Source organism: Kitasatospora sp. NPDC090091 (assembly GCF_044747365.1).
GTDB lineage: Bacteria > Actinomycetota > Actinomycetes > Streptomycetales > Streptomycetaceae > Kitasatospora.
The window spans coordinates 26926-51546 of record NZ_JBIVDY010000031.1 but is presented as its reverse complement, the minus strand read 5'-3'; the positions used below and the strand labels follow the sequence as shown (position 1 = coordinate 51546).

Sequence of the window (24621 nt, the reverse complement as noted above, 5' to 3'; positions counted from 1 at the left end):
TGCCAAGTCAGCCGGGGCGCGCACGCCGAGCCCTGACCTCTGCACCGCGCCGCCCCGGCCTTCTCGCTCAACCCCGCCGTCAGGCCTGGTCGCCGCCCCCCGAACGGGCGGTGACCAGGCCGGACTCGTACGCCGCGATGACCGCCTGGGCGCGGTCGCGCACGTCGAGCTTGCCGAAGAGGCTGGTGATGTGGTTCTTCACCGTGGAGTGACTGATGTTCATGGCCCGGGCGATCGCGGCGTTGTCCAGACCGGCGGCCATCAGCCGCCACACCTCCACCTCGCGGGGTGTGAGCTCCCCCGCCACGACCCCGGACGGTGGCAGGACACCGAGCGGCGTCCGGACGTAGGCGGAGATCAGCCGGGTCAGCAGTCGCGGCGCGACCACGGCCTCCCCGGTGTGGACGGTGCGGATCGCCGTGGCGAGGTCCTCCGGCGAGACGTCCTTGGGCAGGAACCCGTACGCGCCGGCGCGCAGCGCGGCCACCACGTACTCGTCCATGTCGAAGGTGCTCAGCGCCAGGACCCGGCATCCGGGCAGCGTGCGGGCCAGCTCCTCGGTCGCGGCGACCCCGTCCAGGACGGGCATCCGGATGTCCATCACCACGACGTCGGGGCGCAGCCGCTGGGCGAGCGCGACGGCCTGCGCGCCGTCCTCCGCCTCGCCCACCACCTCGAAGGCGGGGTCCGGCGAGAGGATCAGTGACAGGCCACGCCGGACCAGCGGCTGGTCGTCCACGATGAGGACCCGGATCCCGGGCGTTACGGTCGTCACCGGCACACCGCCTCCCCGCGCAGCCCGCCGCCGACGCGCTCGGTGCGCTCCCCGCTCTGGACGGCAGCCTCGGCCGTCTCCTCCGCCGCCAGCGGCAGCTCGGCCACCACGGCGAAGCCGCCCTCCGGCCGCGGCCCCGCCTTCAGGGTGCCGCCGTGCAGGGCGACCCGCTCGCGCATGCCGATCAGGCCGTACCCGCTCCGCACCGGTTCGTGCCCCGCGTCCTGGGACGGCACGCCCCGGCCGTCGTCGCACACTTCGACGGTGATCCCGTCCGCGCGGTAGGTCAGCAGGACGGACGCGCTGGCCGGCCCCGCGTACTTGCGCGCATTGGTCAGGCCCTCCTGGACGATCCGGAACACCGTCAGGCCGACGGTCGGCGGCAGTGGCCGACGCGCCCCGCGCATGCTGAACGCGGTCGGCAGCCCGGCCCGGCGGGACTCGTCCACCAGCCGGCCGAGGTCGTCCACCCCGGGCTGGGGCGAGGCCGGGGCGGCGTCCGGTTCGTCACCAGCCCGCAGGACGTGCAGCAGTTGGCGCATCTCGCGCAGGGCCAGCCGCCCGGAGGACTCCAGGGTGACCAGGGCCTCCCGCACCACCTCCGGGTTGGCGAGATTGGCGCGGGCGCCGCCGGCCATCAGCTGCATGGTGGTGATGTGGTGGGCCACGATGTCGTGCAGCTCCCGCGCGATGCGGCGGCGCTCCTCGGCCACCGCGCGATCGGCCAGCAGCCGGCGGTTGGCGTCCACCTCACGCTGCCAGCGGGCGACCGTGAGGCCGCCGCCGGCCACCAGCGCGGCGGAAGCGGCGGCCGCGATGCCCGCCTCCGCGGAGGGCACCGGGAAGCCGCTCTGGCTCAGCATCGTCACCAGCGCCGTTGCCGCGGCGGCGCCCGCGGTGACCGGCCAGGAACGGTTCCGGGCGACCGAGTACACCGCCACCGTCAGGACGGCGCCGAAGTGGATGCCCATCGGGGTCGACAGGTCGATCGCGGACTGGAGCACCAGGACGGCGGTGAGCGCCTGCACCGGGTGGCTGCGCCGGGCGAGTAGCGGCACGCCCGACAGCACGAGCAGGACCAAGCCCGGCACGCCGACGCCGCGGGTGCCCGCCACCTCGCTGACGAGCAGGTGGGTGAGCAGGTCCAGCGTGCTGCTTCCGACGGCCGTCAGCGCGTCCGCCTGGGTCCACGGCAGGCCGTCCGTGCGGTTCTGCGGCACCTCGTCCGCCGCCGCGCCGGGGTGTTGACGCCCGTCCATCCTCATCCTCCCGGCCGACCAGCGTTGATGCCTCATTCTGGCACCGGCCCGCCCGGCCCCGGATGGTCCCTCCGGCCGAGGGCGGGCGGACAGACCAGGAGCACGGTCCTGGTTCCGGCCCGCCGGGGGACCGGGGGCCCTGGCTCGGATCGTCCGCTGCCCGGACGCCCGGCATCCCCTTCGCCTGATGGGCTGGGAGCCTGCCGGGAACCCCCGGCGACAAGGCCGACGTTCGCGTCCATCAGCCGGAGGGCACCGTGATCCGCGCACTGACCAGAAGCTCCACCAGACACGCCTGGAAGGTCATCGCCCTCTGGGCGGTGCTGGGACTGGCACTGGGTGCGCTGAGCCCGACGCTGCTCGGCCGGGTCACCCAGACCCAGACCGGTGACTTCCTGCCGAAGAGCTACGACTCGGCCGCCGCCCTGCGGATCGCCGAGGAGGAGTTCGGGGTGAAGCCCGACGCCACCACGGTCACGGTGCTGGTCGCCCGGAGCGACGGCAAGGCGCTCACCGACGGCGACCGGCTCCGGATCGAGGCCGAGGCGGCGGAGCTCGGCAAGCGCCGGGTCACCATGCCGAGGGAGGAGGACGAGCCGGCGTTCCTCAAGCCCGACCGCTCGCAGACCCCCCGGGTTGCCCCGGCGATGACGGCGCCCGACCGGAGCTTCGAGCTGCTCTCCGTCGAGCTGACCGGCAGTGCCGCGGACGAGGGCGTCCAGAAGGTCTACCGGACCTTCCGGGACTCCGCCCGTGCGGAGTTCGCCGCCGCCGGGATGCGCACCGGATTCACCGGCGGACTGGCCGAGGCCGCCGACAGCGCGGACGACAACCGGGTCGCCGCGCTGATCGGCAGCAGCCTGGTCACCGTGCTGATCGTCCTGCTCAACGTGCTGGTGTTCCGCAGCGTGCTCGCGGCCGTGCTGCCGCTGCTCGCGGTCTCCCTGATCGGCGGCGTGGCCGCGGGAGCGGTGGCCGGCACCGCGACGCTCACCGGCCTGCGGTTGGACGTCTCCACCCCGGGCCTGATCTCCGTGGTGCTGCTCGGCATCGGCGTCGACTACCTGCTGTTCCTGCTCTTCCGGTTCCGCGAGCACCTGCGCGCCCGGCCTGACCAGCCCGCCCGCGAGGCGGCGGCCGAGGTGTCCGGCCGGGTCGGCACCGCGATCACCTCGGCCGCGCTGACCATCGTGGCCGCCTTCGCCACCCTGGGCGTGGCGAGCTTCGGGCAGTTCCGCTCGCTCGGCCCGGCGATCGCCGTCGCCGTCCTGATCATGCTGCTGGGCAGTCTCACCCTGATGCCGGCCCTGCTCGCCGCCTGCGGCCGCAAGATGTTCTGGCCCTCCCGCAGCGTGGACCGGGAGCCGCGGGCGGGTGCGGCCGCCCGCTACGGCGCCTTCGTCGCCCGTCGCCCGACGGTCCTGCTGTTCGGCTCCCTTGCGCTGCTCGGCACCCTTGCCGCCGGGATGACCGGGATCCGGATGGACTACGGCCAGGGAGGCGACTCCGGGACGGCGGCCGCGGCCACCGCCAAGGAGATCGCACGCGCCCTGCCGGCCGGCGTGTCCGACCCGACCACCGTCTACGTCACCGCAAACGACGGCGGCACCCTCGACCCCGCCCGGCTCGACGGCCTCTCCCGCGCCCTCGCCAAGACCGAGGGCGTCGGCCAGGTCGGCGGCACCGCCCTGAACGAGAACCGCCACGCCGCCCGGATCGACCTCTTCCTCACCGCCGACCCGCAGAGCGCACGGGCCCGCGACCTGGCCTCCGGCCCGGTCCGCGCCGCCGTCGCCGCCCACACGCCCGCCGGGACGAGCGCCCACGTCGGCGGCACGGCGGCGATCTTCGCCGACATCTCCGTCGCCGTCGACCACGACCTGACGATCGTCTTCCCGGTCGCCGCCGTCCTCATCGCCCTGATCCTGCTGCTCCTGCTGCGCAGCCTGCTCGCCCCGGTGGCGCTGATGCTCGCCGTCGGGCTCGGCTTCGCCGCCACCCTCGGCGCCGCCACCCTGCTGTTCCAGCACGTGCTGGACGAGCCCGGCGTCAACTTCACCCTCCCGCTGGTGCTGTTCCTGTTCGTCGTCGCGCTGGGCACCGACTACAACATCCTCATCACCGACCGGATCCGCGAGGAGATGCACCGCCCCGGCCCGGCCCGCGCCGCCGTGGCCCGCGCCGTCCGCCACACCACGCCCGCCGTCGCCACCGCCGGCCTGGTCCTGGCCGGCTCCTTCGCCACCCTCGCCACCACCCCCGGCAGCGCACAGATCGCCTTCGCGCTGACGCTCGGCATCCTCCTCTCCGCCGTCGTCCTCTCACTCGCCCTGGTCCCGGCCCTGGCGACCCTCCTCGGCCGCGCCCTTTGGTGGCCCTTCCGCCCCACCCGCCACCACACCGCCACCGCCCCGACCCCGCCCCCGACTCACGTCCTCGTCCCCTGACCGCCCCACTCCCGACCGGGCCTCGGCCTGCCCGGACACCCGAGGAGGCCCGGCCCCGAGGGCCGGGCCTCCTGATCGGAGGCGGGCGCGCCGCCCGGCGGCCGACCGGGACGACAAGGGCCGGGATGTGCTGCCCGGCCCCGGTCGGCCTTCCCTGCTCCGAGGGCGTGCGGCTGCTTCCTGCCAACGATCGCCTCGTCCCGCCGAAACCTCGAGGGGGTCGGGGAGGCCTCGTCGTGGCTGCACAGTTCTTGTCGGAACGGCCGCCGGCGCACCAGGAGTTCAAGGACGGATCGCTCCTGTGTGTGAACGTTCCCGACGAAGTCGATTGCCTCCGCGTCTTTGGCGGGGCGACTGACCCGATCGACCCGCAGGTGGAGACCGCCGAGCAGGTGCGCGACCGCGTGCTGCAGGCCGCCCGCCACATCCCGGCGGACCGGCTCGGCACCTGCGACGACGCCGGCTTCTCGCCGTTCGCCGATGCGCCGGAGCCGACGGGTCTGGTGGGTCGCTCGTCCGGGTGACCGTCTTGGGCGGGTCGCGGATTGTTGTGACACGAAGCGTTGAGGATGCGAGGCAGTCATGTCCCCGCCGGCGCGTCGCGGACCCCGTAGGGGCCGCTGCCGTGCGCAGCAGAGCAGTAAGGAGCCGGCCTTGGCCGAGCAGAGCATCGAGCAGGACTTTCCCGTCTTCACGCTTGCCGATCCGATCGCGTCCCCGACGCCGCTTCCGTACCCGGTTCCGCCGGCGGACGAGGAGTGGCCGCTCCCGGGCGGCTTCGCCCGTGTCTACTACGGCGAGGGCACCAAGGGCGTCGTGCGCCCGGTGATCATGGCGGACGGGTTCAACCTCGGCCCCAGCGACCTGGACTGGTTGTACGCCGGGCTCGACCGGGACTTCCCGCTGATCACCAAGATGCGCCAGCGCGGCCGCACCGTCATCCTGCTGGGCTTCGAGGAGCGCACCGCCTCCATCCTCGCCAACGCCCAGACCGCGCAGGCCGTCATCATGCGCACGATCGCCGAGCAGCTGGGCGACGCCCGCCTGATGGTCGGCGGCTTCAGCATGGGCGGCATGATCACCCGCTACGCCCTGGCCAAGCTGGAGGTCCAGCGCATCGACCACCGGACGGCGGTGTACTTCTCCTGGGACAGCCCGCACCGCGGCGGGGTGATCCCGATCGGGCTCCAGGCGTTCGCACACTTCATCCCCACCCTGCCCGGTGTCACGCACCCGTTCGCTCAGCAGATGAACAGCCCGGCCGCCCGGCAGATGCTCTGGCGGCACTACGACAGCGGCAGCGGCGAGGTCCGCGTCGACCCGATGCGCACCGAGTTCCTGGCCGAGCTGAAGCGCGTCGGCGGCTGGCCGCGGATCCCCCGCCTGCTGGCCCTCGCGAACGGCACCGGCACCGGCACCGGCCTGGACGTGCCGCCCGGCGAGATCGCGCTGAAGAGCACCGGGAAGATCGGCTTCCCCGGCACCACCTTCCACACACAGGCCGCCGGCTCCGGCATCACCGTCGCCGAGCTGAAGCGCCTGCTGCCCCCGGCCGCCAAGACGATCACCACCAGCGACTTCCCCGAGCTCGACGGTGCCCCCGGCGGCACCCTCGCCTCGTACCAGATCGTCGCCGACGCCCTGAAGAAGAGCGGCGGCACCGCCGACCTGCGCCACCCCGAGATCTGCTTCGTCCCCTCCGTCAGCGCCGTCTCCGTCCGCGACATCGACAAGCAGGACGACCTCTACACCGCGATCGACAACCTGCCCCCGGACGAGAGCGACCTCGACGACTTCATCTGCTCCTCCGCCACCACGCCCCACACCGCCATCACCGCAGAACTCGGCGACTGGCTCCTCGACCGCCTCCCGGACTGACCACCGACCCGCACCCGCCGGGGGCGTTCCGTGGGTACCACTGACCGGCGACCCAGAACCACATCAGCCCCCGTCCAACAGGTGGCCCGGCCGCTGCGCCCGACAGAGCGCGGCAGCCGGGCCACCCGGCGCTGTCCGGCCGCGGCCGAGTGCGGCGAGCCGGTCGCCGGTCAGGGGCCCCGCCGGTGCCGGTGACCACATCCGGGCACGCGAGCCCGGGCCGGCCACCACCCTGTCGCCCCCTGCTCGACGACGAGGACCTGACGGTCCGCCACGCCTGCGTCTTCACGGCCCTCCCCCTGGTCGAGCACCCTCAGCCGGCACCGCACCGTGCCCTCCTTGCGCTCGGCGAAGCGGTGGGTGACGGCCCCGCGGGCCTCACCTTGGCGGATTCCTTGATGACCGGCGCCCGGAGACCTTGGTGACCCTGCGGACACCTTGGTGGAAGGGCCGGCCTTGATGCTGCCCGCCCCGCACCGCTTCGGCTGCGCGCGGGTGTCGCCCTGGCGCCCGGGCGCAGGAGGTTCACGGCGTCAAGCCTTGCCCGGCGCGCCCGTGGTGCCGAGCAGTCTGTCCACGAGGAGTTCGGGGTAGCCGGTGGCCGGTGGGTCGATGCCGAAGATGGCCCGCAGGTAGAACGGTGCGATGAGCTGGTCGAGGATCTGCTCCAGGGGTGGGGGGGTCTCGCCCCGGGCCGTGGCTCGCCGGCGGATCTGCTCGATGGAGTGCATGCGGCGCCGGAAGTGCTGCGCACGCTCGTCCTGGGCCTGGGGGCTGTTCGGCATGGACAGGACGACTGCGCGTACGAGGGCGCGTCCTTCGGGTGTGCGGATGCTCGCGACGCTGGCCTCGGCCCAGGCGAGGAGGTCGCCGCGCAGGGTGCCGGTGTCGTTCAGCGGTGAGTCGCGTTCGAGGCGGGTGGTGACCATGTCGGCCAGGAGTGCGTCGAGGCTGCCCCAGCGCCGGTAGACGCTGGTGTGGTTGACGCCGGCGCGTTGCGCGATCGCGGGGATGTTGAGGTCTTCGCCCGCCGGGTCGGAGAGCAGGTCGATGACCGCCTGGTGGACGGCCGCGCGGACCTGCTCGGGGCTCTTGCGGATGCGTGTGGTCGGTTGCTTCGAAGTCACCCCCACATCGTAAGCACAGATGTTTGCTTAGTGCGCCCGGAGGGGCTACTGTCTTCATCGCAAGCACAGATCCGTGCTTACCGTCTCCGAGGAGAGTGTGTGCGATGAAGCAGCTGCTGTTCCCGAACAACATCCAGTTCTGGTACGAGACCCTGCGGTCGATGAGTCACATCGCCTATGGCGGCGCGGACTTCGGCGAGGTCGTCGCCACCGGCGAGCGCATCGTCGAGGGCGACTACGACAGCTGGTACACCGAGTGGATGGCCACCGCCGACCGGGTGTCCCGGGAGGCCGAGAAGGCGCTGGCGGCCGGTCACCAGGTGAGTGCCCGGGACGGGTTCCTGCGGGCGTCGAACTACTACCGGTCGGCTGAGTTCTTCCTGCACGGCCACCCCTGCGACCCGCGACACGACCACGCCTACGACCGCAGCGTGGCCTGCTTCCGGGCGGCGGCCGGGCTGTTCACCCCGATCATCGAGCCGGTCGAGATCCCGTACGAGGACACCACCCTGCCGGGCTACCTGTACCGCGTCGACGACTCCGGGACCCCGCGGCCGACGCTCATCATGCACAACGGCTTCGACGGCACCGCGGAGGAACTGCACTTCTTCGGCGCGATGGCCGGCGTCGAGCGCGGCTACACCGTGCTGGTCTTCGACGGCCCCGGCATGCCCGGGCCGCGCCACCACGAGGGACTGGTCTTCCGCCCCGACTGGGAGAACGTCATCACCCCCGTCGTGGACTTCGCCGAGACCCTCCCGGAAGTCGACAACAGCCGCATCGCGCTCCTCGGCATCAGCATGGGCGGCATCCTCGCCCCCAGGGCCGCCGCATTCGAGCACCGCCTGGCCGCGCTGATCGCCGTCGACGGCCTCTACGACCTCGGCCAGACCTCCGTCCGCAACATCCCCGGCACCCGCGCCGAGGCCGAGCGGCTCCTGCGCGCGCAGTCCGCTCCCGAACTCGACGCCGCCCTCGAACAGATCATGACCAAGGACCCGATCGCCCGCTGGGCGATCAACCACGGCATGTACGTCATGGGCGTCGACACCCCCCGCGCCTTCAACGCCTCCTACCTCGACTACACCCTCGCCGGCGGCATCGCCGAACGGATCCAGTGCCCCACCCTCGTCTGCGACGCCGAAGACGACATGTTCTTCAAGGGCCAGCCCGAACAGCTCTACGACCACCTCACCTGCCCCAGGACCCTCATGGTGTTCACGGCCGAGGAAGGCGCCGGCGCCCACTGCCACCCCGGCGCCATGCGCCTGACCCAGGCCCGCATCTACGACTGGCTCGACGACACCCTCGCCACCACCAGCGCCTGAGGCCTCGGCCCACCTCTCATGACCCGCACCGGCATCGAGGCCGCTCTCACCGACCTGCTCCTCGACGTCGCCGAAGGTCCGCTCGTGCTACGTCCTGGCGCCCGGCAGGCGGGTCCGGAAGGTGGTGCCGTCGGGTGTGTCCTCGGCGATGAGCGTGCCGCCGTGGATGGCGGCGATGTCGCGGGCGATGGGCAGGCCGAGGCCGGTGCCGCCTTCGTCACGGCTACGTGCGTCATCGAGGCGCGTGAACCGTTCGAAGATCCGCTCCCGGTCGGCGGGCTCGATGCGGGGGCCGTCGTTGGAGACGTCCAGGAGCACGTCGCCGGTCGTGCCGTCGGTGGTCAGCCGCACGGTGACCAGGCTGCGGGCGTGCCGCTGGGCGTTGTCGAGGAGGTTGGTCAGCAACCGTCCCAGCCAGAGCGGGTTGCCGGTGACGGTGATCTCCTCGGGAGCGTGGAGGGCGATCGGATGGGCCCTGGCCGCGCCGGGGGCCGCGGCCGTGCGGACGAGTTCGGTCAGGTTGACCGGTTCGTCGGGCCGGTCGTGGCCCGTGGCATCGAGCCGGGCGAGCAGCAGCAGGTCGTTGGCGAGGACCTGGAGGCGTTCGGTGTCCTGGAGGGCCCCGGCGACGAGGTCGGTGCGCACGTCCGGCTGGGGGTGGGTGAGGGCGATCTCCAGCTGGGTGCGCAGGACGGTGAGGGGGCTGCGCAGTTCGTGGGAGGCGTCGGCGATGAAGCGGCGCTGGCGGGTGCCGGCGGCTTCGAGACGGTCGAGCATGGCGTTCATGGTGTGGGCGAGGCGGGCGATCTCGTCGTCGCTTCGGGGTTCGGGAACGCGGCGGTCGAGGTCGCGGTCGCCGATGGCGGCGACCTCGGCGCGGATGGCCTCGACGGGGCGCAGGGCCCGGCCGGTGGCGCGCCAGGTGAGGAGGCCGACGGTGAGCAGGAGGACGCCGCTGAGGCCGGCGAGGGCGGCGGTGGTGAGGTCCTCGGCGGTGTCGGCGGTGTGCAGGGAGGCGCCGACGCGGATGGTGACCGGGCCGGCGGGAGTGTCGGCGGTGAGGGTGGTGACGCGTTGGTGGTGTTCGTCGCCCAGGACGCCGAGGTCGTAGGTCTCGTGACCGTCCCGGGTGGCGGTGGGGGTGAGGGGCGGGCGGCCCGCGAGGTTCTGGCTGGCGGCCACGACCTTGCCGTTGTTGTTCGTGACCTGGATGAAGTCGGTGCCGTGGTCCAGGGCGAGCTGTGGGGGCAGGTGACCGTCGGAAGCGAGGCGGGCGACGGCCTGGGCCTGTTCCCGCGCGCCGGTCTCGACGGTGCGTTCGAGGTTGACGCGCAGCAGGAGGAGGACGGCGGCGGAGGCGACGAACAGGACGATCGCCACGCTCGCGCAGGCCGCGAGGGTGGTGCGGGCGCGCACGGACCGCGGCGTGAGGCGTTCGAGCAGGGGCGCGATCCGGGGGTGCCGGGTGATGCGGTGCAGCGCGGTGGTGACCCTGCGGCGTGTGCCGCGGGGATGGTCGCCGCGGGGATGGGCGGCGCGGGTCGGGTCAGCCACCGTCGGCCGCCAGCCGGTATCCGGTGCCCCGGACGGTCTGGACGGCGGACCGGCCGAACGGGGTGTCGATCTTGCGTCGCAGGGCGCTGATGTGGACCTCGACGGTGTTGGGGTCGCCGTCGGCGGCGCTGTCCCAGACGGCGTCGAGGATCTCGCGCTTGGAGACGGCTTCGCCGGCGCGGCGGGCGAGGTGGTCGAGGACGGCGAACTCGCGCGGGGTGAGCGGTACGGCGGTGCCGGCGCGGGTGCAGGTGCGGGCGGCGGAGTCGACGACGAGGTCGCCGAGGACGGTGCGCCGGGGTGCACGACTGCCGATGCGCCGGGCGAGGGCCTTGAGGCGGGCGACCAGGACGACGAAGGAGAACGGCTTGGAGAGGAAGTCGTCGGCGCCGGTGTCCAGGGCCTCGGCCTCGTCCCACTCGCCGTCCTTCGCGGTCAGCATCAGGATGCCGGCGTCGCTGCCGACCGCGCGCAGGCGCGAGCACACCCGGTAGCCGTTGAGGCCGGGCAGCATGATGTCCAGCACGATCAGGTCGTAGGCATGATCGGTGGCCCGGGCGAGGCCGGAGAGGCCGTCGTGGGCGAGGTCGACGGTGAATCCCTCGGCGGTCAGCCCGAGCTGCAGGGCCCGGGCGAGCCGGCGTTCGTCCTCCACCACGAGTACACGCATGCTCCCAGGGTGGCAGGTACCGGAGCCGGGAAGCTGAAGGTGTCTTCAGGTCTTCAGCGGGTCTTCAGCATCGCCTCGCCATGCTGGTGCTGTCGTCCGGGCACAGGGTCCGGACCGTGCCACATGATCGGGGTGGGCGTAGTGAGCGAGTCCATGGATGGTCCGCAGCCGCAGCCGCAGCCGCAGCCGCAGCCGCAGCAGGAGACGGGCATGACGGGAGCGGGCCCGGTGAAGCGCGTGCGGGTGTGGCTGGGTGGCCGCCGGGTGCGCTGGGTGGTGCTCGGGGCTGCTGCCGTGGTGGTGGCCGGCGGTGGCATGGCCGCCGTCGCGGAGCACCACGAGGGCGAGGGGCGCGATCGGCACGGCCGCGCGGCAGCCGCCGAGGACGGCCACGAGGGGCACGACTCCCGCAAGGGCCGGGACGGTCGGAACGGCCGTGAGGCGGGCGAGGGCGGTCGCGGGGACCGGTCCGTTCCGGCGCCGCTGCCGTCCACCGACGCGGCGGAGGCGGTGGTCAAGGCCTCGTCGGGCGTTGCCGGCGGCAAGGTCGAGTCGCTGCGGGCGGTCACGGGGCAGGGCGGTGGCCGGGCCTGGCAGGCCGTGGTCGTCGGGCCCGACGGGGTCCGGCACCTGGTCACGGTCGACGGCGCGAGCGACACGATCACCGGCAACACGGTCCTGGGCGGCTGACCACCGGGTGGGCGCGGAGTGAGTGCCTGCGCACGGCGCCCGCTCCCACCCGCCGTCCGAACCGCGCCGCCTCCACATCCTTTCCCGGAAAGGCCCTGTCACGATGTCGTCCTCATCGGTCCTGCTGGCCGTCAACCCCCTGGACGCCGGCTCGCTGCTCGGCGCGTTCGGTGCGCTGGGCATCGCGGTGATCCTGTTCGCCGAGACCGGCCTGTTGGTCGGCTTCTTCCTCCCCGGCGACTCCCTGCTGTTCACCGCCGGCCTGCTCTGCACCACCGGCGCGCACACCGGGCCCCACCTGGACCTCGCCCAGGTCCTGGCCGCCGCTGCCGCCGGCGCCCTCGCAGGCGCTCAGGTCGGCTTCCTCATCGGGCGGCGCGGCGGGCGTGCCCTGCTCGCGCGCTCGCGCAACAAGCGCCTGCACGAGGGTGCGCTGAGGGCGGAGGAACTCCTCACCCGCTACGGGCACGGCAGGGCCGTCGTCCTCGCGCGGTTCGTCCCCGTGGTGAGGACGGTGCTCAACCCGCTCGCCGGCGCGCTCGGTGTCAACGCGCGCACGTTCACCGTGTGGCAGGTGGTCGGCGGCCTGGTCTGGACCCTCGGTCTCGTCCTCGCGGGCTACGCGCTCGGCTCGTCGGTGCCCAACGTCGACCACTACCTCCTGCCGATCGTCGCGGTGGTGGTCGTCGTCTCGCTGCTGCCGCTCCTGCTGGAGCTCCTGCGCTCCCGTCGTCAGGCGAGGGCCCGATGAGCGCATCCGCGGCATTTCCGCTCGCCGTGGACGGCCGTCCACTCGACGGCGGCGTGTACCTGTGGGCCGACCACTGGGCCCAGCACCTGCCCGCGCCGGTGCAGGACGCGATCGCCGCGTTCTCCGCCTACGGCCTGGGGCTCCTCGCGGTTCTGATGCTCTGGGCCTGGTGGGGCGCCCGCTCCGCCGACAGCACCGCCATGGCACGGGCACTGGCCGCCCCGTTCGCCGTCACGGCCGTCTTCGCCGCCGACACCCTGCTCAAGGCGGTCCTGCGTGAGCCCAGGCCCTGCCAGGCCCTCGACGCGGGCCGCACGCTGGAAGCCTGTCCCGGACTCGGGGACTGGTCGCTCCCGAGCAACCACACCGTCATCGTGTTCGCCGGCGCCGCGGTGCTCTGGCGCGTGGACCGCCGCATCGGCGTGCTCGCCCTTCTGCTGGCCGCGGCGATGGGCGTCTCGCGGGTGCTGGTCGGCGTCCACTACCCGCACGACGTCGTGCTGGGGGCGGCGATCGGCGCCGCGGCCGGACACGGGCTCGCCACCCTGGCAGCGCGGGGCCGCAGCCTGGTGGCCCGGGCGCGGTCCGGAGGGCTGAGCTGGTGGCTGACCGCATGACGGAGCGAGGCCGGCCGTTCGTACTCGCCGCCGCCTGGCCTGCCTTCCTGGCGATCGCCGTCGTGGTCGCCGCCCACGACTGGAGACCGTTCGCCTTCGAGCAGGCTGCTGTCGACCGGTGCGTCGCACACCGGCCGCCGGCGGCCCGGACCGCAGCGATGGCCGTCACCTCCCTCGGCACCGGCGTGGCCCCCTACCTCCTCGCTCTGGCCGCAGGCGTCATCGCAGCCCGGACCACGGGATCGCCGAAGCCCCGCCGGACGGTCGTACGGGTGCTGCTCCTGCCCGTGGTGTGGCTGGCGCTGGGACAACTGCTGCGGCAGGGCTTGATGCACGCCTTCGGCCGGCCCCGGCCACCCGAGACGGACTGGGCGTTCACCGCCTCCGGCTTCGCGTTCCCCTCCGGGCACGCCTTCACATCCGCCCTCTGCGCCGGTCTGCTCGCCCTGGCCGTCGCCCGCGCGCGCCCCGTGAGGATCAGGGACGGCGAGCTGCTGGCCTTCGGCCTGGCTCTGAGGGCATGGAGCGGGGTGAGCCGGGCGGCTCACCCCGCACCACGTCCGATGCGTCAGGCCGCCGAGGACGGGAGTCCGCGGCGGGCGAGCGCGTCCGAGGCCTTGGCGGTGGCGTAGAGGGAGACGGCCAGGGCGATCGCGAGGGCGGCGCCACTGGCGAAGAGGGTGCCGGAGGAGACGGCCTTCGGACTGCCGGCCTCGGTCCGGGCCGAGCCGGAGATGAACGGCACCACGACGAGGACGGCCACTCCCAGGATCACCTCGCCCCAGACGACCTTCGGGAAGTGGCGCAGGGTCAGGTGCAGCAGGGAGGTGGTGTCATCGGTGGTACGCGCCCGGACGATACGGGGCATCAGCCAGAACTGGTTGAAGGCGCCCGCGGTCACCAGACCGGAAACCAGGAGGAGCTTGACGAGGAGTGCGATGCCGTAGCCGGTGGTCCAGAGCTGGGAGATGCCTCCGACGTGCTTCCAGCTGAGCCAGAGGCCGGAGACGGTGACCGCGCCCACGCAGACCATGGCGACGAGGCCGAAGCGCCGCCACGTCTCGGCCCACAGCAGGCCGGCTCCGTCGCCGAGGTGCTTGCGGGTGCCGGCGAGCGCGACGAGCAGGGCCAGTCCGCCGAGCCAGACGGTGCCGGCGACGATGTGGGTCTGGCCGAAGACCGGGTTGAGCCATGCGTCGAGGTCGGCCGGCGTCGTGGTCGGCACGCCGGCGATCAGGGTGACGGCCAGGGCGAGCGGAAGGGCGGCGAGGGCGATCCGGTCCGTTTGGCGGCGAACGGCCGGTACGAAGAGGGCGATCAGCGTGGCGGCGGCCGTCACCAGGACGACGTTCTGAACGAGGTAGAGCGTGCCTTGGGCCATCCAGGCTCCCTTGGCCGCCGGAGCCTGCAGGTAGTCCCGGATCCGGTCCGGCGCGAGGGCGTCCCCGAAGGGCATGCCCTTGCCGGCCCGGGCGACGCGGGCGGCGAGCTGGAAGTAGCCCGCGACCAGCAGGACCACGCCGGTCCAGGCGAGGTAGTGCGCTGTGCGTCTACGCAGGACCTCGGCGTCTTCGGACCTCGCTGTCGCGGTCCGCAGTGCCGGGCGGACCGTGGTCGCGTAGGTGACGGTGGCGCCGATCGCCCCGCTGAGGCCGATGAAGTAGCCGGTCTTGGTGAGGATCCGCCAGAGCTGGGGCATGGCGTATCCGGCCGTGGTCGCGGCCAAGGAGGCAGTGTGCATGAGGGTAGGCTAGCCTAAATAAGGTCAGCCTTATGTCGGGTGACCATGATCCGGACGATCGTGGAGTGGATCTGGGCTTCAGCATCCCGCCCGTCGCGGGGTTCGGGCCGATCACGTCGAGGGAGCTGTGGAGGCCCGGCCCTCCGGTGTGCCGGAGGGCCGGGCGGATGTCGGTTCTCTACTCCGAGATTCCGAAGTAGCGGCTGAGGTAGCCGATGATCTCGGGGGCGTGGGGGAGGAGTTCGGGCAGGTGGGCGGCGAGGGCGCTGCGCGTGGCGGCGGCCAGGGCGTCGCTGGTGGTGGCGGCGGGGCGGACGTACGGTTCGAGACGCCTGATCAGCTCGTAGTTGCTGGCGATGTTCTCGGCGCGCATGGCCTTCTCCAGCGGCGGCGCCCCGGGCGGCGGGACGGGCGCGAGCACCCGGCTGACGTACGTGACCCGGTGCAGGACGCGCCAGCACGGCGGCTTCGCCGAGTTCTGGCGGGTCTGCCGCAGGGCGGCGGCGTCGGGGGCGTCGCTGTTCGACAGCCACTGCGGGTCGACGACCTTGTGGTAGAAGTCGTCGAAGTTGGCGCTGTTCTCGCCGAGGTAGAAGCTGAGGAACCGGTAGGCGTCCACCTTGCCCGGCACCAGCACCGGCTTGCCCGCCGCGTCGTAGACGGGCTTGCCGTCCTTGTCGCGGCGCTGCAGGTCTCCGGACGGCGTGCACTGGACGTCGAGGCCGAAGCTGCGGGAGGCGTCCCTGCTCTTGGCCCGGGTGACGGTGAACCCGCCGCCCATGGAGACGTCGGCGTTGGCGGCGAAGCCGATGGGGCCGACGCCGAAGGCGAGCTCGGCGGAGACGCCGACCTTTGCGCTGAAGCTGTAGGAGCCGGAGGTGGTCTCGCTGACGGCGTCGGTGGCCTCGGTGGTCTCGGAGAAGAAGCCGCCCTGGGCCGTCCAGACGTAGGTGTTGACCAGGTCCCGGTGCGAGAAGCCGGTGGCGGTGCTGCTGCTGCCGGCGGTGGGGCGGGGGCCGTCCTGGGTGGCGGTCACGCCCATCGAGCGCAGGGCCTCCTTGGCCTGCGCCTTGGCCGCTTCGTCACTCGTGGTGTGGCCGACCTCGGTCGAGATCGACTCGTAGTAGGCCTGGAGCCGCTGCTGGTCGCGGGTGATCCGGCGCTTGAGCGCGTAGGCGTCCTTCGGCTTGTAGTAGCTGTACTCGCCGTAGCCGGTGGCGGTGGGGTAGTCGGGGTCGGTGACCTTTCCGCGGTCGTCGAAGCCGACCGCGCCGTCGAGGGTGCCCTGCTTGGTGTAGCGGGGGTTGATCGGGAAGTGGATGATGTTCCAGTCCAGCGGGATGTCCGGGTTGGGCATCATCCGGTAGGCGACCAGGGCGCCGGTGTGCGCCAGGCGCAGCGCGAAGATGTCGGCGGTCTGTGACTGGACCAGCGCGATGCCGGTGTTGGCGGGTACGTACCGGCGGCCGACGGTGGAGTTCAGCACCTTGGCGGGGTCCTCGGTGTACCCGGTCAGCGCCAGCTTCGTCTTGCGGGCGGTGTTCTTGCCGACACTGATCTTGGTGTCCTCGCTCCAGCTGTTGGAGCGCTCCACGCTGCCCGTCGCGGAGATCTTCAGGTGGAACTTGGCCGCCGGGAACGCGGTGCCCGCGCCGAGCGGCGCGGCGACCGTCATGATGCCTTGGTCGTTCTCCAGGCCGAGGGAGGCGTTGAACGCCTGGTTGCGGCTGTTCTCCCGGCTGGCGGACAGGCTCTGTACCACCTCCTCGGCCTCGCCGAACTCCACCGAGGAGGCGCCGGCGTAGCCGTCGGACTTGTCGGTGAGGTTCTCGGACGGCACCGGCGGTGCGCCCTCGATGTAGCCCATGAGCTGCGGGTCGAACTGGGCCTGGCCGACCCATTCGGTGATCAGGTCGCCCACCTTGTAGCCGGTGATCAGGTGCCAGCGGCCGTCGCGGACGAAGCCGTAGCAGCGCTTGAGCACGCCGATCGCCTGGCCCTTGGCGTCGTACTGGAGGTCGGCGTACTCGGTGACGCCGGGGGCTCCGGCGATGGTGCTGTGGAAGGGCGTGCGCACGTCGGCGAGGGCCGAGCGCACCTGGGCGGTGTCGGCGGAGACGGGTGCGGTGGAGAGCAGGACGCGCGGCCGCGTCGGGGAGAAGTGCAGGTCGTTGCCGCGCAGGCCCTCGTCGCGCACCGAGGTGGTGCCGGTGTCGGTGGAGTCCCGGTCGAACGGCCAGTAGCCGAGCACGTCCTGCTTGTCCCCGCGCAGGCGGGTGAACAGGTTGTCCGAGATCTGCTCCTGGGTGCGGACGGTGCGCCAGACCCGCACCTCCTCCAGGGTTCCGGTCAGCAGTTCGGTGGGCTTGCCGCCCACCAGGCGGGCGCCCAGGGTGAGTTGGTTGTCTCCCGAGGTGTCGTGGTCGTGGGCGGTCGCCGTGCCCTCGGTCAGCGGCTCGCCGTTGCGGTACAGCCGCAGGATGCTGGCCTTCGGGTCGGGGTCGCGGGTCCAGCGGGCGCCCCGCAGCTTCGCGGGGAAGGAGCCGCCGAGGTCGACGGAGACGTTGCCGGTGTTCTCGTTGAACGGCCAGCAGGCCAGGAGCCCCTTGTCGCGCGGGCCGACCGGCAGCCCGAGCTGGGGGGCGGTGCGCGCGGTGTTCCACAGCCGGACCTCGCACAGGACGCCCCGCAGCCCCCGGCCCATCTCCACCGGGCGGCTGTTGGCCTGGATACCGGTGCCGCCCCACAGGGTGCTGAGGGCCAGCTTGCCGTCGAGGTACAGGTAGACGCGGACGGCCGGTTCGGCCGGCTTGCTCTCGCTCGTCTTGACGGTGTCGAGGGTGTCGGGCTGGCGCTGCCGCACCACGGTCACCCGGTGGAAGGTGCCGGGCTTCACGGTCTCGCCGGAGGTGAACCGGGTGGCCTTGCCGGCGGCGTCGGCGAAGGCGAACTCCAGCCGGCCGTCGCCCAGGATGCTCAGCTGGTAGGGGACGCCCTCCCGGCCGCCGTCGACCGCCGATCCCTTGGAGACCAGGACCGCGGGCTTGCCCAGCTGCTCGACCTGGACGAACGCCTCGATGGTGAGGTCCTCCAGGATGTTCAGCGAGTCCTGGGAGGCCACCGACAGGCCCTCGCCGCCGTCCAGGCGCACCGCCCAGGACTGGGTGAAGGTCGCGGCGACGTGGCCCCACTCGTTGCACGGGAAGCGCTCCGCCGACCGCACCGCCTGGTGGCCCACCCGCGCGACCACCTGGTAGCCCTTGATCGGCGAGGCCGTGTCGTTCGGCCCACCCTCGAACTTCCAGTGGCCCAGCAGTCCGGGCTCCAGGCCGGACAGCCGCTGGAACCGCTGGGAGAGGATCTCCTGCGGGCTGCGGACCCGGTCGAAGACGCGGACCTCGTCGATCTGGCCGTAGAGGGAGGTGCCGTTGAACGGCTGCTGGCCCAGGATCAGCGGCCCGTTGCCGACGTACGATCCCGTGGCGACGTCCTTGGCGACCTCGACGCCGTCCCGGTAGACGAACCGCTCGCGGGTGGCGTTGCGGTACACCACGGCCCAGTGGTGCCACTCCAGGTCGGAGTAGGCCTGGGTGGTGGTCAGGTCGTCGTGGAACATCCCGAAGCCGAAGGAGCCGTTGGGCTCGAAGTGCAGGTGCAGCGTGTGGTCCTTCAGGCCGCCCGCCATGTGGCCGTGGGCCAGCAGCGGCTCCCGGACGCCGCGGACGCTGTCCCGCTTGGCCCACAGTTCGATGGTGAAGTCGCGCCTCGACAGGTCGAGCGAACCGGTCAGCTCGATCTTGGAGTTCCCGAGGAACTGCCACACCGGGAGCCCGGCGGCGGCGAGCGCCAGGGAGTAGTTCGCCCCGTCCGTCCGGCCGTGGACGAGCCGGCCCTGCCCGGTCTCGGGGTGGACCCAGGCCTCCAGGCTCAGGTCGCCGCCCGGGGTGACGGCCTGCTGCTTGGCGGCGGGCAGCGTCAGGTACTGGTCCTTGCCGTCGAACAGGAAGGCGCGGCCGGGCATCTCGGCCCGCCAGCGGCAACCGCGACCGGTGACGGACGCCTTGGCCGTGCCGTTGGGCACGGATTTGACCTCGCCCGTGGTCAGACCGATCAGCCGGGACCCGGCGGAGAGCAGGACGCCGGGACGGCTGGACTCGGCTCGGCCCCAGTCGTAGCTGACGACGCTGACCTTGTCGCCGGGCTTGACCGCGGTGCCCGCCGAGGTGAGGGTGAGGGTCTTGGCGCCGACCGGGGCGTCGGCGGACGCGGCGTAGTTGGTGCTGCCGATGAGCAGGTGGGCCCTGGCCGGGACGCGGACGGTGGTGGCGTCGGTGAACTCCACCGTGCTGCCCGTCACTTTCGCGACCGCGCCGACCGTCACCGGACGGCCGGGGTTCCCGGCCAGCGCGGCAGCCATCTGGTCGGCCTTGCGCGGCAGGGACTTCCAGGTTTCGGTGACCGTCCCAACGGTGACGGTCAGGTCGCAGCGGTCGGGCGCGTCGCCGTCGCCGACCCGGATGGTGCAGGTGTCGAGGGTGACGGCGGGGTCACGGGCGAGGAAGGTGAGCGTGCCGCCGTCCCCGGCCAGCGTCCGGGTGCCGCGGATGACGGCGGTGTCGTAGTACACGGCGAAGAACTGCCCGTTCACCCCGCGGAAGTACAGCACGAGGTTGCCGGTGCCGCTGTCCAGCAGCATCGGCCGGTCGGTGCCCCGGGCGAAGTCGAGCAGGCCGGCGGAGAGGCTCAGGCCGGTGGCGTCCACCGCGAGCAGCGGCATGGCCAGCGTCAGGTCGTCGTCGCCCAGCAGGGCGTTCGACAGGGCGGCCAACTTGGCCTGGGCGTCCTGCAGTTCCACCTGCCGGGCGGTGACCGCGAGCTGCAGCTCGGCGACGCGCTGCTGGGCCGTCCGCGCCCCCTGGAGCTGCGTGCTCAGGGTGTCCATCGCCTGCTTGGCCGGCCGGTACTGCACGTCCAGCCCCGACCGCAGGCCCAGGCTCGTCATGAGGAGCAAACCCGAATCCGCCTTGAGGCATTCGCTCGACTGGACCGGGATGGCGTGGTTGATCGTGGAGGGCGCCCCGAGCGCGAGCCGGGTCTTGCGGTTGACGATGCGGACGTACTTCTCGTCGGAGTTCAGCTCGCCTTCGGTGATCAGCTGGAACTGCTCGAAGTGGTTGCCGGGGATGGGGTTGCTCAGCAGGATCCTGGCGTTCTCCGCCGTCGAGTCGTTCTCGATGCGCAGCCACAGGTTCCCGTCGAAGACCAGCCAGTAGCAGGGCCTGCCGTCCTGGCTCTCGCCGACGGCCTCAAGCCGCCAGGTCGACCTCTTGGTCTCCTCCGGCTTGGTCTCGTCGAAGTACGCCACGCCCCTGGTCGGGTCGTAGCGCGAGCCGAGCAACCAATGCCGCCGGTGCCCGCTCGATGTCACCTGCGGGTTCTTGAGCCTCAGGGTGTAGTCGTAGGCGGTCGGCAGGTCCTTCTCGGCGAGGTAGCGCCGCTCCAGGTCGTCGAACCCCGGCTTCATCCGGTCGTACTGGGCCTGGTACTCGGCCACCTTGCCGGCCTCGCCGGCCAGCTGGGCGATCTGGCGCTGCAGGCCGGCGATCTCCGGCTCCAGCCGCTTGATCCGCTGCTGCTGCTCGCTGATCTCTTCCGAGTCCTGCCCCTTGACCGGCCGCTTGAGCGCCGTCGGGTCCAGCACGTCCGGGGCCTGGGCGAGCCGGCCGTCGCGGCCGACCGCGAAGTCCAGGGTGGCCATGGACGGGCCCTGTCCGTCCTTGGCGACGAACGCCAGCATCACCCGGGCCTGCCGCTTGGCGGGCTTGGGGTCGGGGCGGTACCCGGCGACGACGTTCTCCTGCTGGTGGTAGAGCACGGCCGACATGCCGGACTCGACCGTGCGTCCGGCGAGGGTGAAGCTGTCGCGCCGTACCCCCGGGTGATCGCCCACCGGCGCGTCCGAGCCCGTCCACTCCGCGCCGCCGCGGAGCGTGCCGTGCAGCGCGTTGTCCGTCTGGTCGTAGGCTTTGCCGCCCGCGCCCTCGTCGAAGCGGTAGTAGGCCACCAGGCCGGAATCGTTGCCGATCAGCCGGTGGTTCATCTCCTCGCCGAGCTCGGCCTCCGAGCGGACCCGGTTCCACACCCGGAGCTCGTCGAGGTCGCCGTCGAAGTGGTCGCCCGCGCCGTCCTGGCCGATCAGCGTGTTCACTCCGGTGACCGGGGTGAACGGCAGCGCGCCGCTGCCGGCCGGCTTGCCGTTGACGTACAGCTTCGCGGTCCTGCCGTCGAAGGTGGCGGCGATGTGGGTGTAGACGTCGGTGGGGACGGTCTCGGTGGAGGTCAGCGGGGAGGGCGCGCCGGTGTGGGTGAGGGTCACCGCGCCGGTGGTGTCCACGGCCAGCTGGTACTCCCCGTCGCGGCCGAGCACCGGGCCGTCGTGGGAGGTCGGCTTGACCCAGGCCTCGATCGAGTAGGCCTTGCCCCCGAAGCGCAGTGCGGCCGGATCGCCCAGGTCGACGTGCGGGTCGGTGCCGGTCAGCCGCAGCGCGGTCTCCGCGTGGCCCTCGCCGCCCGTCACCGGGACGAGTTCGCGCCCGGTGAACGGACAGGTGCCCGGGCCGCGCTCGAACACCGAGTCGCGGTAGTCCGCGTCCGGGCTGGTGTAGAAGCGGGTGCCGAGGGTGTTGAACAGGCCCTGGGCGCCCTGCTCGACGTTGAAGCAGTCGACCCGGCCGGTGGCGTCGTTGTGGGCGAACAGCTGCCAGCGCTGCACGTTGCTGATCGCGGTCGGCACGAGCACGGCGGCGAAGCGGCCGCGGGTCAGGTTCCGGACGAAGGACAGCTCCTGGGTCGGCTCGTGGAACGGGCGGCCCTCCATGTCCTCGGTGCCCAGGCTGTCCTTGACCGACTCGGGGAGGGTGGCGTGCCTGCTGCGCTTGAAGCGCACCTCAAGGACGGGCTTGAGCTTGCCGTCGACCAGCAGGAACCGGTCGCACAGCAGGGTGTTGTGCACCAGCGGGATCTTCTCGGTGCCGCTGAGCTCGTAGTCCGTGCGGCCCGGGTCGCCCGAGGAGCCGCGGCCGGTCAGTTTGTGCACCGCGCCGGGGTCCGTCCCGCCGATGGACTGGCGCAGCACCACCACGTACGTGCCGTCGGAGACCACGTGGAACGGGGCGTCGGCCGTCAGCCGCGCCGTCGTGGACAGGAACGGGTCGATCTCGGCGGGCAGCGGCCGCTCGTCGCGGCCCGCCTCCGCCCCGCCGCGCTTGACCGTCGGCATGGCCGTCGGCCCGACGGCGGCGAATCCGACCTCGGCGATCTCCCGGGGGAAGACCAGCTCGGCCGGGTTCTCGCTCCAGTACGCCGAGTCGATCTCGCCCTTGGCCTGCTGGCCGGCCAGGTCCAGCACCGAGTAGACGATCCGGCGGGAGGAGTCCATCGCGAAGGCGATGGTCGTGCCCTGGTGCCGGGCCATGGTCACGTGCCGGTACGACCGGTCTCCGTAGATCTTGAGCAGGGATTCCTGAGGTGCCACTGTTCCCCTCCCATGAGCCTGGACGCCTACCCCGGTTCGTCCCCCGTGCCCGGAGCGGCGGTGAATCCACCTCGTCCCCCTGACGAGGCGTCAGCCAGTCTGGCAGTGGAGCTTCGGTGGAGAGGTCGTGCTGAACTTATCGACGTTGCAGACGACTTGAACGCAACCCTCGGTGGCCGGAATCTCACGTTCCGGTCGTTGGGGCTGGAGAATGTCCGCCAGGCCGGCTCGGGTCGGGGAGCTGGAGGGGCGGGCGGAGAGAGCCCGACCGCTGCGATGTCACCGTGCGGCCGGCGGCAGACAGGAGAGAGTTGTGCGCGACTCTTCGCTGACGCCTACCGGTTTGAGGACAACGATCGCGCAGCGCTGGCCGGCACGGCCCGGGAGCGCTTGGAACACCTCGTCCACCACATGCACCGACAAGCCGACGACGGCACCGCCGCATTCGCCGAGCGCATCGCGGCAGGACACGACGGGCGGAAGAGGGCAGCTCCGACGCTCGGCGGTGATCGCGGAGACTCGAAAACACATTCGGCCCATCCGATCTGCGCCTGATTCCGTCGTGCGTCCTGGCACCTGCAAGGCACGGCCTGCGAGCTTTCGATCATGTGGCTAGCGTTGGTGGTGACGTGCAGGAAGCACGTGTGATTCCCAATCCCGCGAGGTCGGTCCCATGAGCCTGAGCATCCGCAACCAGATCCCCGGTACCGTCACCTCCGTCACCACCGGTGAGGCGATGGCGACCGTGAAGGCCCGCCTGGACGGTGGCCAGGAGATCACCGCGGCCGTCACCGCGGACGCCGTCAAGGACCTCGGCCTCGCCGAGGGCACTGCCGTGCGGGCCATGGTGAAGTCCACCGAGGTCGCGCTCGCGACCGGGTCGGTGGCCGGTCTGAGCATCCGCAACCAGATCCCCGGCACGGTGGTCGACGTGGCGGCCGGCGCTGCCATGGCGACCGTCAAGGTCTCGGTCGCGGGCGGCGAGCTGACCGCCGCCATCACCAAGGACGCCGCGACCGAGCTCGGTCTCGCGGCCGGCTCCTCGGTCGTCGCGCTCATCAAGTCCACCGAGATCTCGCTCGCCACGGTCTGACCCGGTCGGTGCCCGGCGGCCGGGAGCCCGTGAGGCTTCCGGCCGCCGGGGCCTTGTCCGGCCGATCATGTGCGGAGCCGGGTGACGAGGGCGGCTGCGGTGACGGTCCCGAGGTGGACGTATCCGCGTTCGTCGTATGCGGGTTGCGACTGCTCTGGTGTGCCTGGTTCTCTTCGATCGCGGGGCTTCCGGCGGCGCGGCCACACCTCGGCTGTCCTCAGGAACCAAGACTGAACGCCAAGCTCAGCCGACCAGGCGGAACTTGGTGGTCGGTACGCCCTGGATGCTGGCGCAGTCCAGGTTCGAGGTGGTGGCGCTGTAGGTCCAGCCACGGGGGACGTCGCACGCCCACATGCCGTTCACCGGCGTGCGCAGGTGGAAGGTGGTGGAGGGGATGCCGCTTGCGTACGACAGGTTGCAGGAGGTGCTGCGGCCGACGTAGTCATAGGTGAAGGCCGGGGTGCCCACACACGCGGTGAGACCGTCGACCGGTGTGCGCAGGTGGTAGGCGTTGGAGATCACGCCGGACATCTCGCTGCACGCGTAGCCCCAGGAGATGGAGTCGTAGACGAAGGCCGGCGTGCTGATACAAGCGGTCAGGCCGTCAACGGGCGTGCGCAGGTGGAACTGCGGAGAGTTCCAGCTGCCGCCGCCGCTGCAACTGCGGTTCATGGACACCTGGTCGTAGACGTAGCCGGCCGGGACGTCGCAGGCCCACACGCCGTCCAGGCCGGTGGAGGTGGTCGTGGTGGCGGAGGCGGGTACGGTGGCGGCCACGCCGGAGAGCAGCAGCGCCAGCGCGGCGAAGGCCGCGAGCAGGGCGGATCGGACGGTTCGTGCGACGGACATGGGTCTCCTTCGGTTGGAGGAGCTGTCGGTGGGTGCACGGTGCCGGCGGCGGAGATCGCGGGTGAGCGTTCACTGCCGCCGCTGACGGTTCTAGCACGCACGACAGGCCTCCGTTCTGATGATCCGCCCCGGACGATCATTCCGTCACCCGCCGTCTACGCGCCTGCGTGCGGTTCCGCCGGTTCATGTCGGCAGATCGGGCGACCCGGCCGCTGCCGCGTCGTCCGTCCGTGCCGCGGTAGGGACAGCCACAGGACGGATACGCCTGCTGGCCGGACTGCGGCACGAGGGTGACCGTACGTAGCGTG

General features: G+C 72.2%; 17 protein-coding genes. 9 read left to right on the top strand and 8 right to left on the bottom strand.

What is annotated here, in order from left to right:
* Positions 1–79 precede the first annotated feature (79 nt).
* Both ACIPSC_RS35575 and ACIPSC_RS35570 read right to left on the bottom strand, forming a co-directional pair.
* Complete coding sequence (locus tag ACIPSC_RS35575) at positions 80–775, bottom strand: response regulator (RefSeq protein WP_400833138.1); 696 nt, start codon at positions 773–775, stop codon at positions 80–82.
* A complete protein-coding gene (locus tag ACIPSC_RS35570) occupies positions 772–2034 on the bottom strand; it encodes a sensor histidine kinase (protein ID WP_400833134.1) in 1263 nt (420 codons plus the stop codon). The genes ACIPSC_RS35575 and ACIPSC_RS35570 overlap by 4 nt, the downstream gene beginning before the upstream one ends.
* Positions 2035–2291: 257 nt before the next feature.
* Here ACIPSC_RS35570 and ACIPSC_RS35565 point away from each other — a divergent pair, with 257 nt between their 5' ends.
* The 3 genes from ACIPSC_RS35565 (at position 2292) to ACIPSC_RS35555 (ending at position 6359) form a co-directional block, all read left to right on the top strand.
* A complete protein-coding gene (locus ACIPSC_RS35565) occupies positions 2292–4481 on the top strand; it encodes an MMPL family transporter (RefSeq protein WP_400833127.1) in 2190 nt (729 codons plus the stop codon).
* Positions 4482–4717: 236 nt separating this feature from the next.
* The gene (locus ACIPSC_RS35560; RefSeq protein ID WP_400833123.1) at positions 4718–5005 is read left to right on the top strand and encodes a hypothetical protein; all 288 of its coding nucleotides are present in this window, start codon (positions 4718–4720) and stop codon (positions 5003–5005) included.
* 130 nt (positions 5006–5135) lie between these two features.
* A complete protein-coding gene (locus ACIPSC_RS35555; RefSeq protein ID WP_400833119.1) occupies positions 5136–6359 on the top strand; it encodes an esterase/lipase family protein in 1224 nt (407 codons plus the stop codon).
* 533 nt (positions 6360–6892) lie between these two features.
* Here ACIPSC_RS35555 and ACIPSC_RS35550 read toward each other — a convergent pair.
* Positions 6893–7486 carry a TetR/AcrR family transcriptional regulator C-terminal ligand-binding domain-containing protein gene (locus ACIPSC_RS35550; RefSeq protein ID WP_400833117.1) on the bottom strand — a complete coding sequence of 198 codons (594 nt, stop codon included), beginning with the start codon at positions 7484–7486 and terminating at the stop codon, positions 6893–6895.
* 104 nt (positions 7487–7590) lie between these two features.
* Between ACIPSC_RS35550 and ACIPSC_RS35545 the strand changes: the two genes are divergently transcribed.
* Entirely contained in the window at positions 7591–8814 is a 1224-nt protein-coding gene (locus tag ACIPSC_RS35545) for an alpha/beta hydrolase family protein (protein ID WP_400833112.1), read from the top strand.
* Positions 8815–8901: 87 nt separating this feature from the next.
* Here ACIPSC_RS35545 and ACIPSC_RS35540 read toward each other — a convergent pair whose 3' ends face one another.
* Together ACIPSC_RS35540 and ACIPSC_RS35535 are read right to left on the bottom strand one after the other, a co-directional pair.
* The gene (locus ACIPSC_RS35540; protein ID WP_400833109.1) at positions 8902–10368 is read right to left on the bottom strand and encodes an ATP-binding protein; all 1467 of its coding nucleotides are present in this window, start codon (positions 10366–10368) and stop codon (positions 8902–8904) included.
* A complete protein-coding gene (locus ACIPSC_RS35535; protein ID WP_400833105.1) occupies positions 10361–11038 on the bottom strand; it encodes a response regulator transcription factor in 678 nt (225 codons plus the stop codon). The genes ACIPSC_RS35540 and ACIPSC_RS35535 overlap by 8 nt, the downstream gene beginning before the upstream one ends.
* Before the next feature lie 153 nt (positions 11039–11191).
* Between ACIPSC_RS35535 and ACIPSC_RS35530 the strand changes: the two genes are divergently transcribed.
* The 4 genes from ACIPSC_RS35530 to ACIPSC_RS35515 all read left to right on the top strand — a co-directional run bounded on the left by ACIPSC_RS35530 (position 11192) and on the right by ACIPSC_RS35515 (position 13728).
* Entirely contained in the window at positions 11192–11728 is a 537-nt protein-coding gene (locus ACIPSC_RS35530) for a hypothetical protein (RefSeq protein WP_400833101.1), read from the top strand.
* A gap of 103 nt (positions 11729–11831) precedes the next feature.
* Positions 11832–12479: a DedA family protein gene (locus ACIPSC_RS35525; RefSeq protein WP_400833096.1), complete on the top strand. Its 648-nt coding sequence runs from the start codon at positions 11832–11834 to the stop codon at positions 12477–12479.
* On the top strand, positions 12476–13096 hold the full coding sequence (locus tag ACIPSC_RS35520; protein ID WP_400833093.1) for a phosphatase PAP2 family protein: 621 nt from the start codon (positions 12476–12478) through the stop codon (positions 13094–13096). The genes ACIPSC_RS35525 and ACIPSC_RS35520 overlap by 4 nt, the downstream gene beginning before the upstream one ends.
* Positions 13093–13728: a hypothetical protein gene (locus tag ACIPSC_RS35515; protein ID WP_400833089.1), complete on the top strand. Its 636-nt coding sequence runs from the start codon at positions 13093–13095 to the stop codon at positions 13726–13728. Before ACIPSC_RS35520 ends, ACIPSC_RS35515 begins: the two co-directional genes overlap by 4 nt.
* Here ACIPSC_RS35515 and ACIPSC_RS35510 read toward each other — a convergent pair.
* On the bottom strand, positions 13665–14837 hold the full coding sequence (locus tag ACIPSC_RS35510; protein ID WP_400833085.1) for a CopD family protein: 1173 nt from the start codon (positions 14835–14837) through the stop codon (positions 13665–13667). The genes ACIPSC_RS35515 and ACIPSC_RS35510 overlap by 64 nt on opposite strands.
* Positions 14838–15015: 178 nt before the next feature.
* Positions 15016–22371, bottom strand: coding sequence for a LamG-like jellyroll fold domain-containing protein (locus tag ACIPSC_RS35505; protein ID WP_400833082.1), 7356 nt, complete (start codon positions 22369–22371; stop codon positions 15016–15018).
* A 673-nt stretch (positions 22372–23044) separates the two neighbouring features.
* On the opposite strand from ACIPSC_RS35505, the gene ACIPSC_RS35500 reads away from it, so the two are divergent.
* Positions 23045–23464, top strand: a complete 420-nt coding sequence (locus ACIPSC_RS35500) for a molybdopterin-binding protein (RefSeq protein ID WP_400833078.1) — start codon at positions 23045–23047, stop codon at positions 23462–23464.
* Positions 23465–23707: 243 nt separating this feature from the next.
* Here ACIPSC_RS35500 and ACIPSC_RS35495 read toward each other — a convergent pair whose 3' ends face one another.
* Positions 23708–24313, bottom strand: coding sequence for a hypothetical protein (locus ACIPSC_RS35495; protein ID WP_400833074.1), 606 nt, complete (start codon positions 24311–24313; stop codon positions 23708–23710).
* Between the last annotated feature and the right edge of the window lie 308 nt (positions 24314–24621).

Excerpts from the sequence above, each read along its gene's own strand:
- ACIPSC_RS35570 (WP_400833134.1), bottom strand. The coding sequence starts at position 2,034 with ATGGACGGGCGTCAACACCCCGGCGCGGCGGCGGACGAGGTGCCGCAG.
- ACIPSC_RS35545 (WP_400833112.1), top strand. The coding sequence starts at position 7,591 with ATGAAGCAGCTGCTGTTCCCGAACAACATCCAGTTCTGGTACGAGACC.
- ACIPSC_RS35535 (WP_400833105.1), bottom strand. The coding sequence starts at position 11,038 with ATGCGTGTACTCGTGGTGGAGGACGAACGCCGGCTCGCCCGGGCCCTG.
- ACIPSC_RS35530 (WP_400833101.1), top strand. The coding sequence starts at position 11,192 with ATGGATGGTCCGCAGCCGCAGCCGCAGCCGCAGCCGCAGCCGCAGCAG.
- ACIPSC_RS35525 (WP_400833096.1), top strand. The coding sequence starts at position 11,832 with ATGTCGTCCTCATCGGTCCTGCTGGCCGTCAACCCCCTGGACGCCGGC.
- ACIPSC_RS35520 (WP_400833093.1), top strand. The coding sequence starts at position 12,476 with ATGAGCGCATCCGCGGCATTTCCGCTCGCCGTGGACGGCCGTCCACTC.
- ACIPSC_RS35515 (WP_400833089.1), top strand. The coding sequence starts at position 13,093 with ATGACGGAGCGAGGCCGGCCGTTCGTACTCGCCGCCGCCTGGCCTGCC.
- ACIPSC_RS35510 (WP_400833085.1), bottom strand. The coding sequence starts at position 14,837 with ATGCACACTGCCTCCTTGGCCGCGACCACGGCCGGATACGCCATGCCC.
- ACIPSC_RS35500 (WP_400833078.1), top strand. The coding sequence starts at position 23,045 with ATGAGCCTGAGCATCCGCAACCAGATCCCCGGTACCGTCACCTCCGTC.
- ACIPSC_RS35495 (WP_400833074.1), bottom strand. The coding sequence starts at position 24,313 with ATGTCCGTCGCACGAACCGTCCGATCCGCCCTGCTCGCGGCCTTCGCC.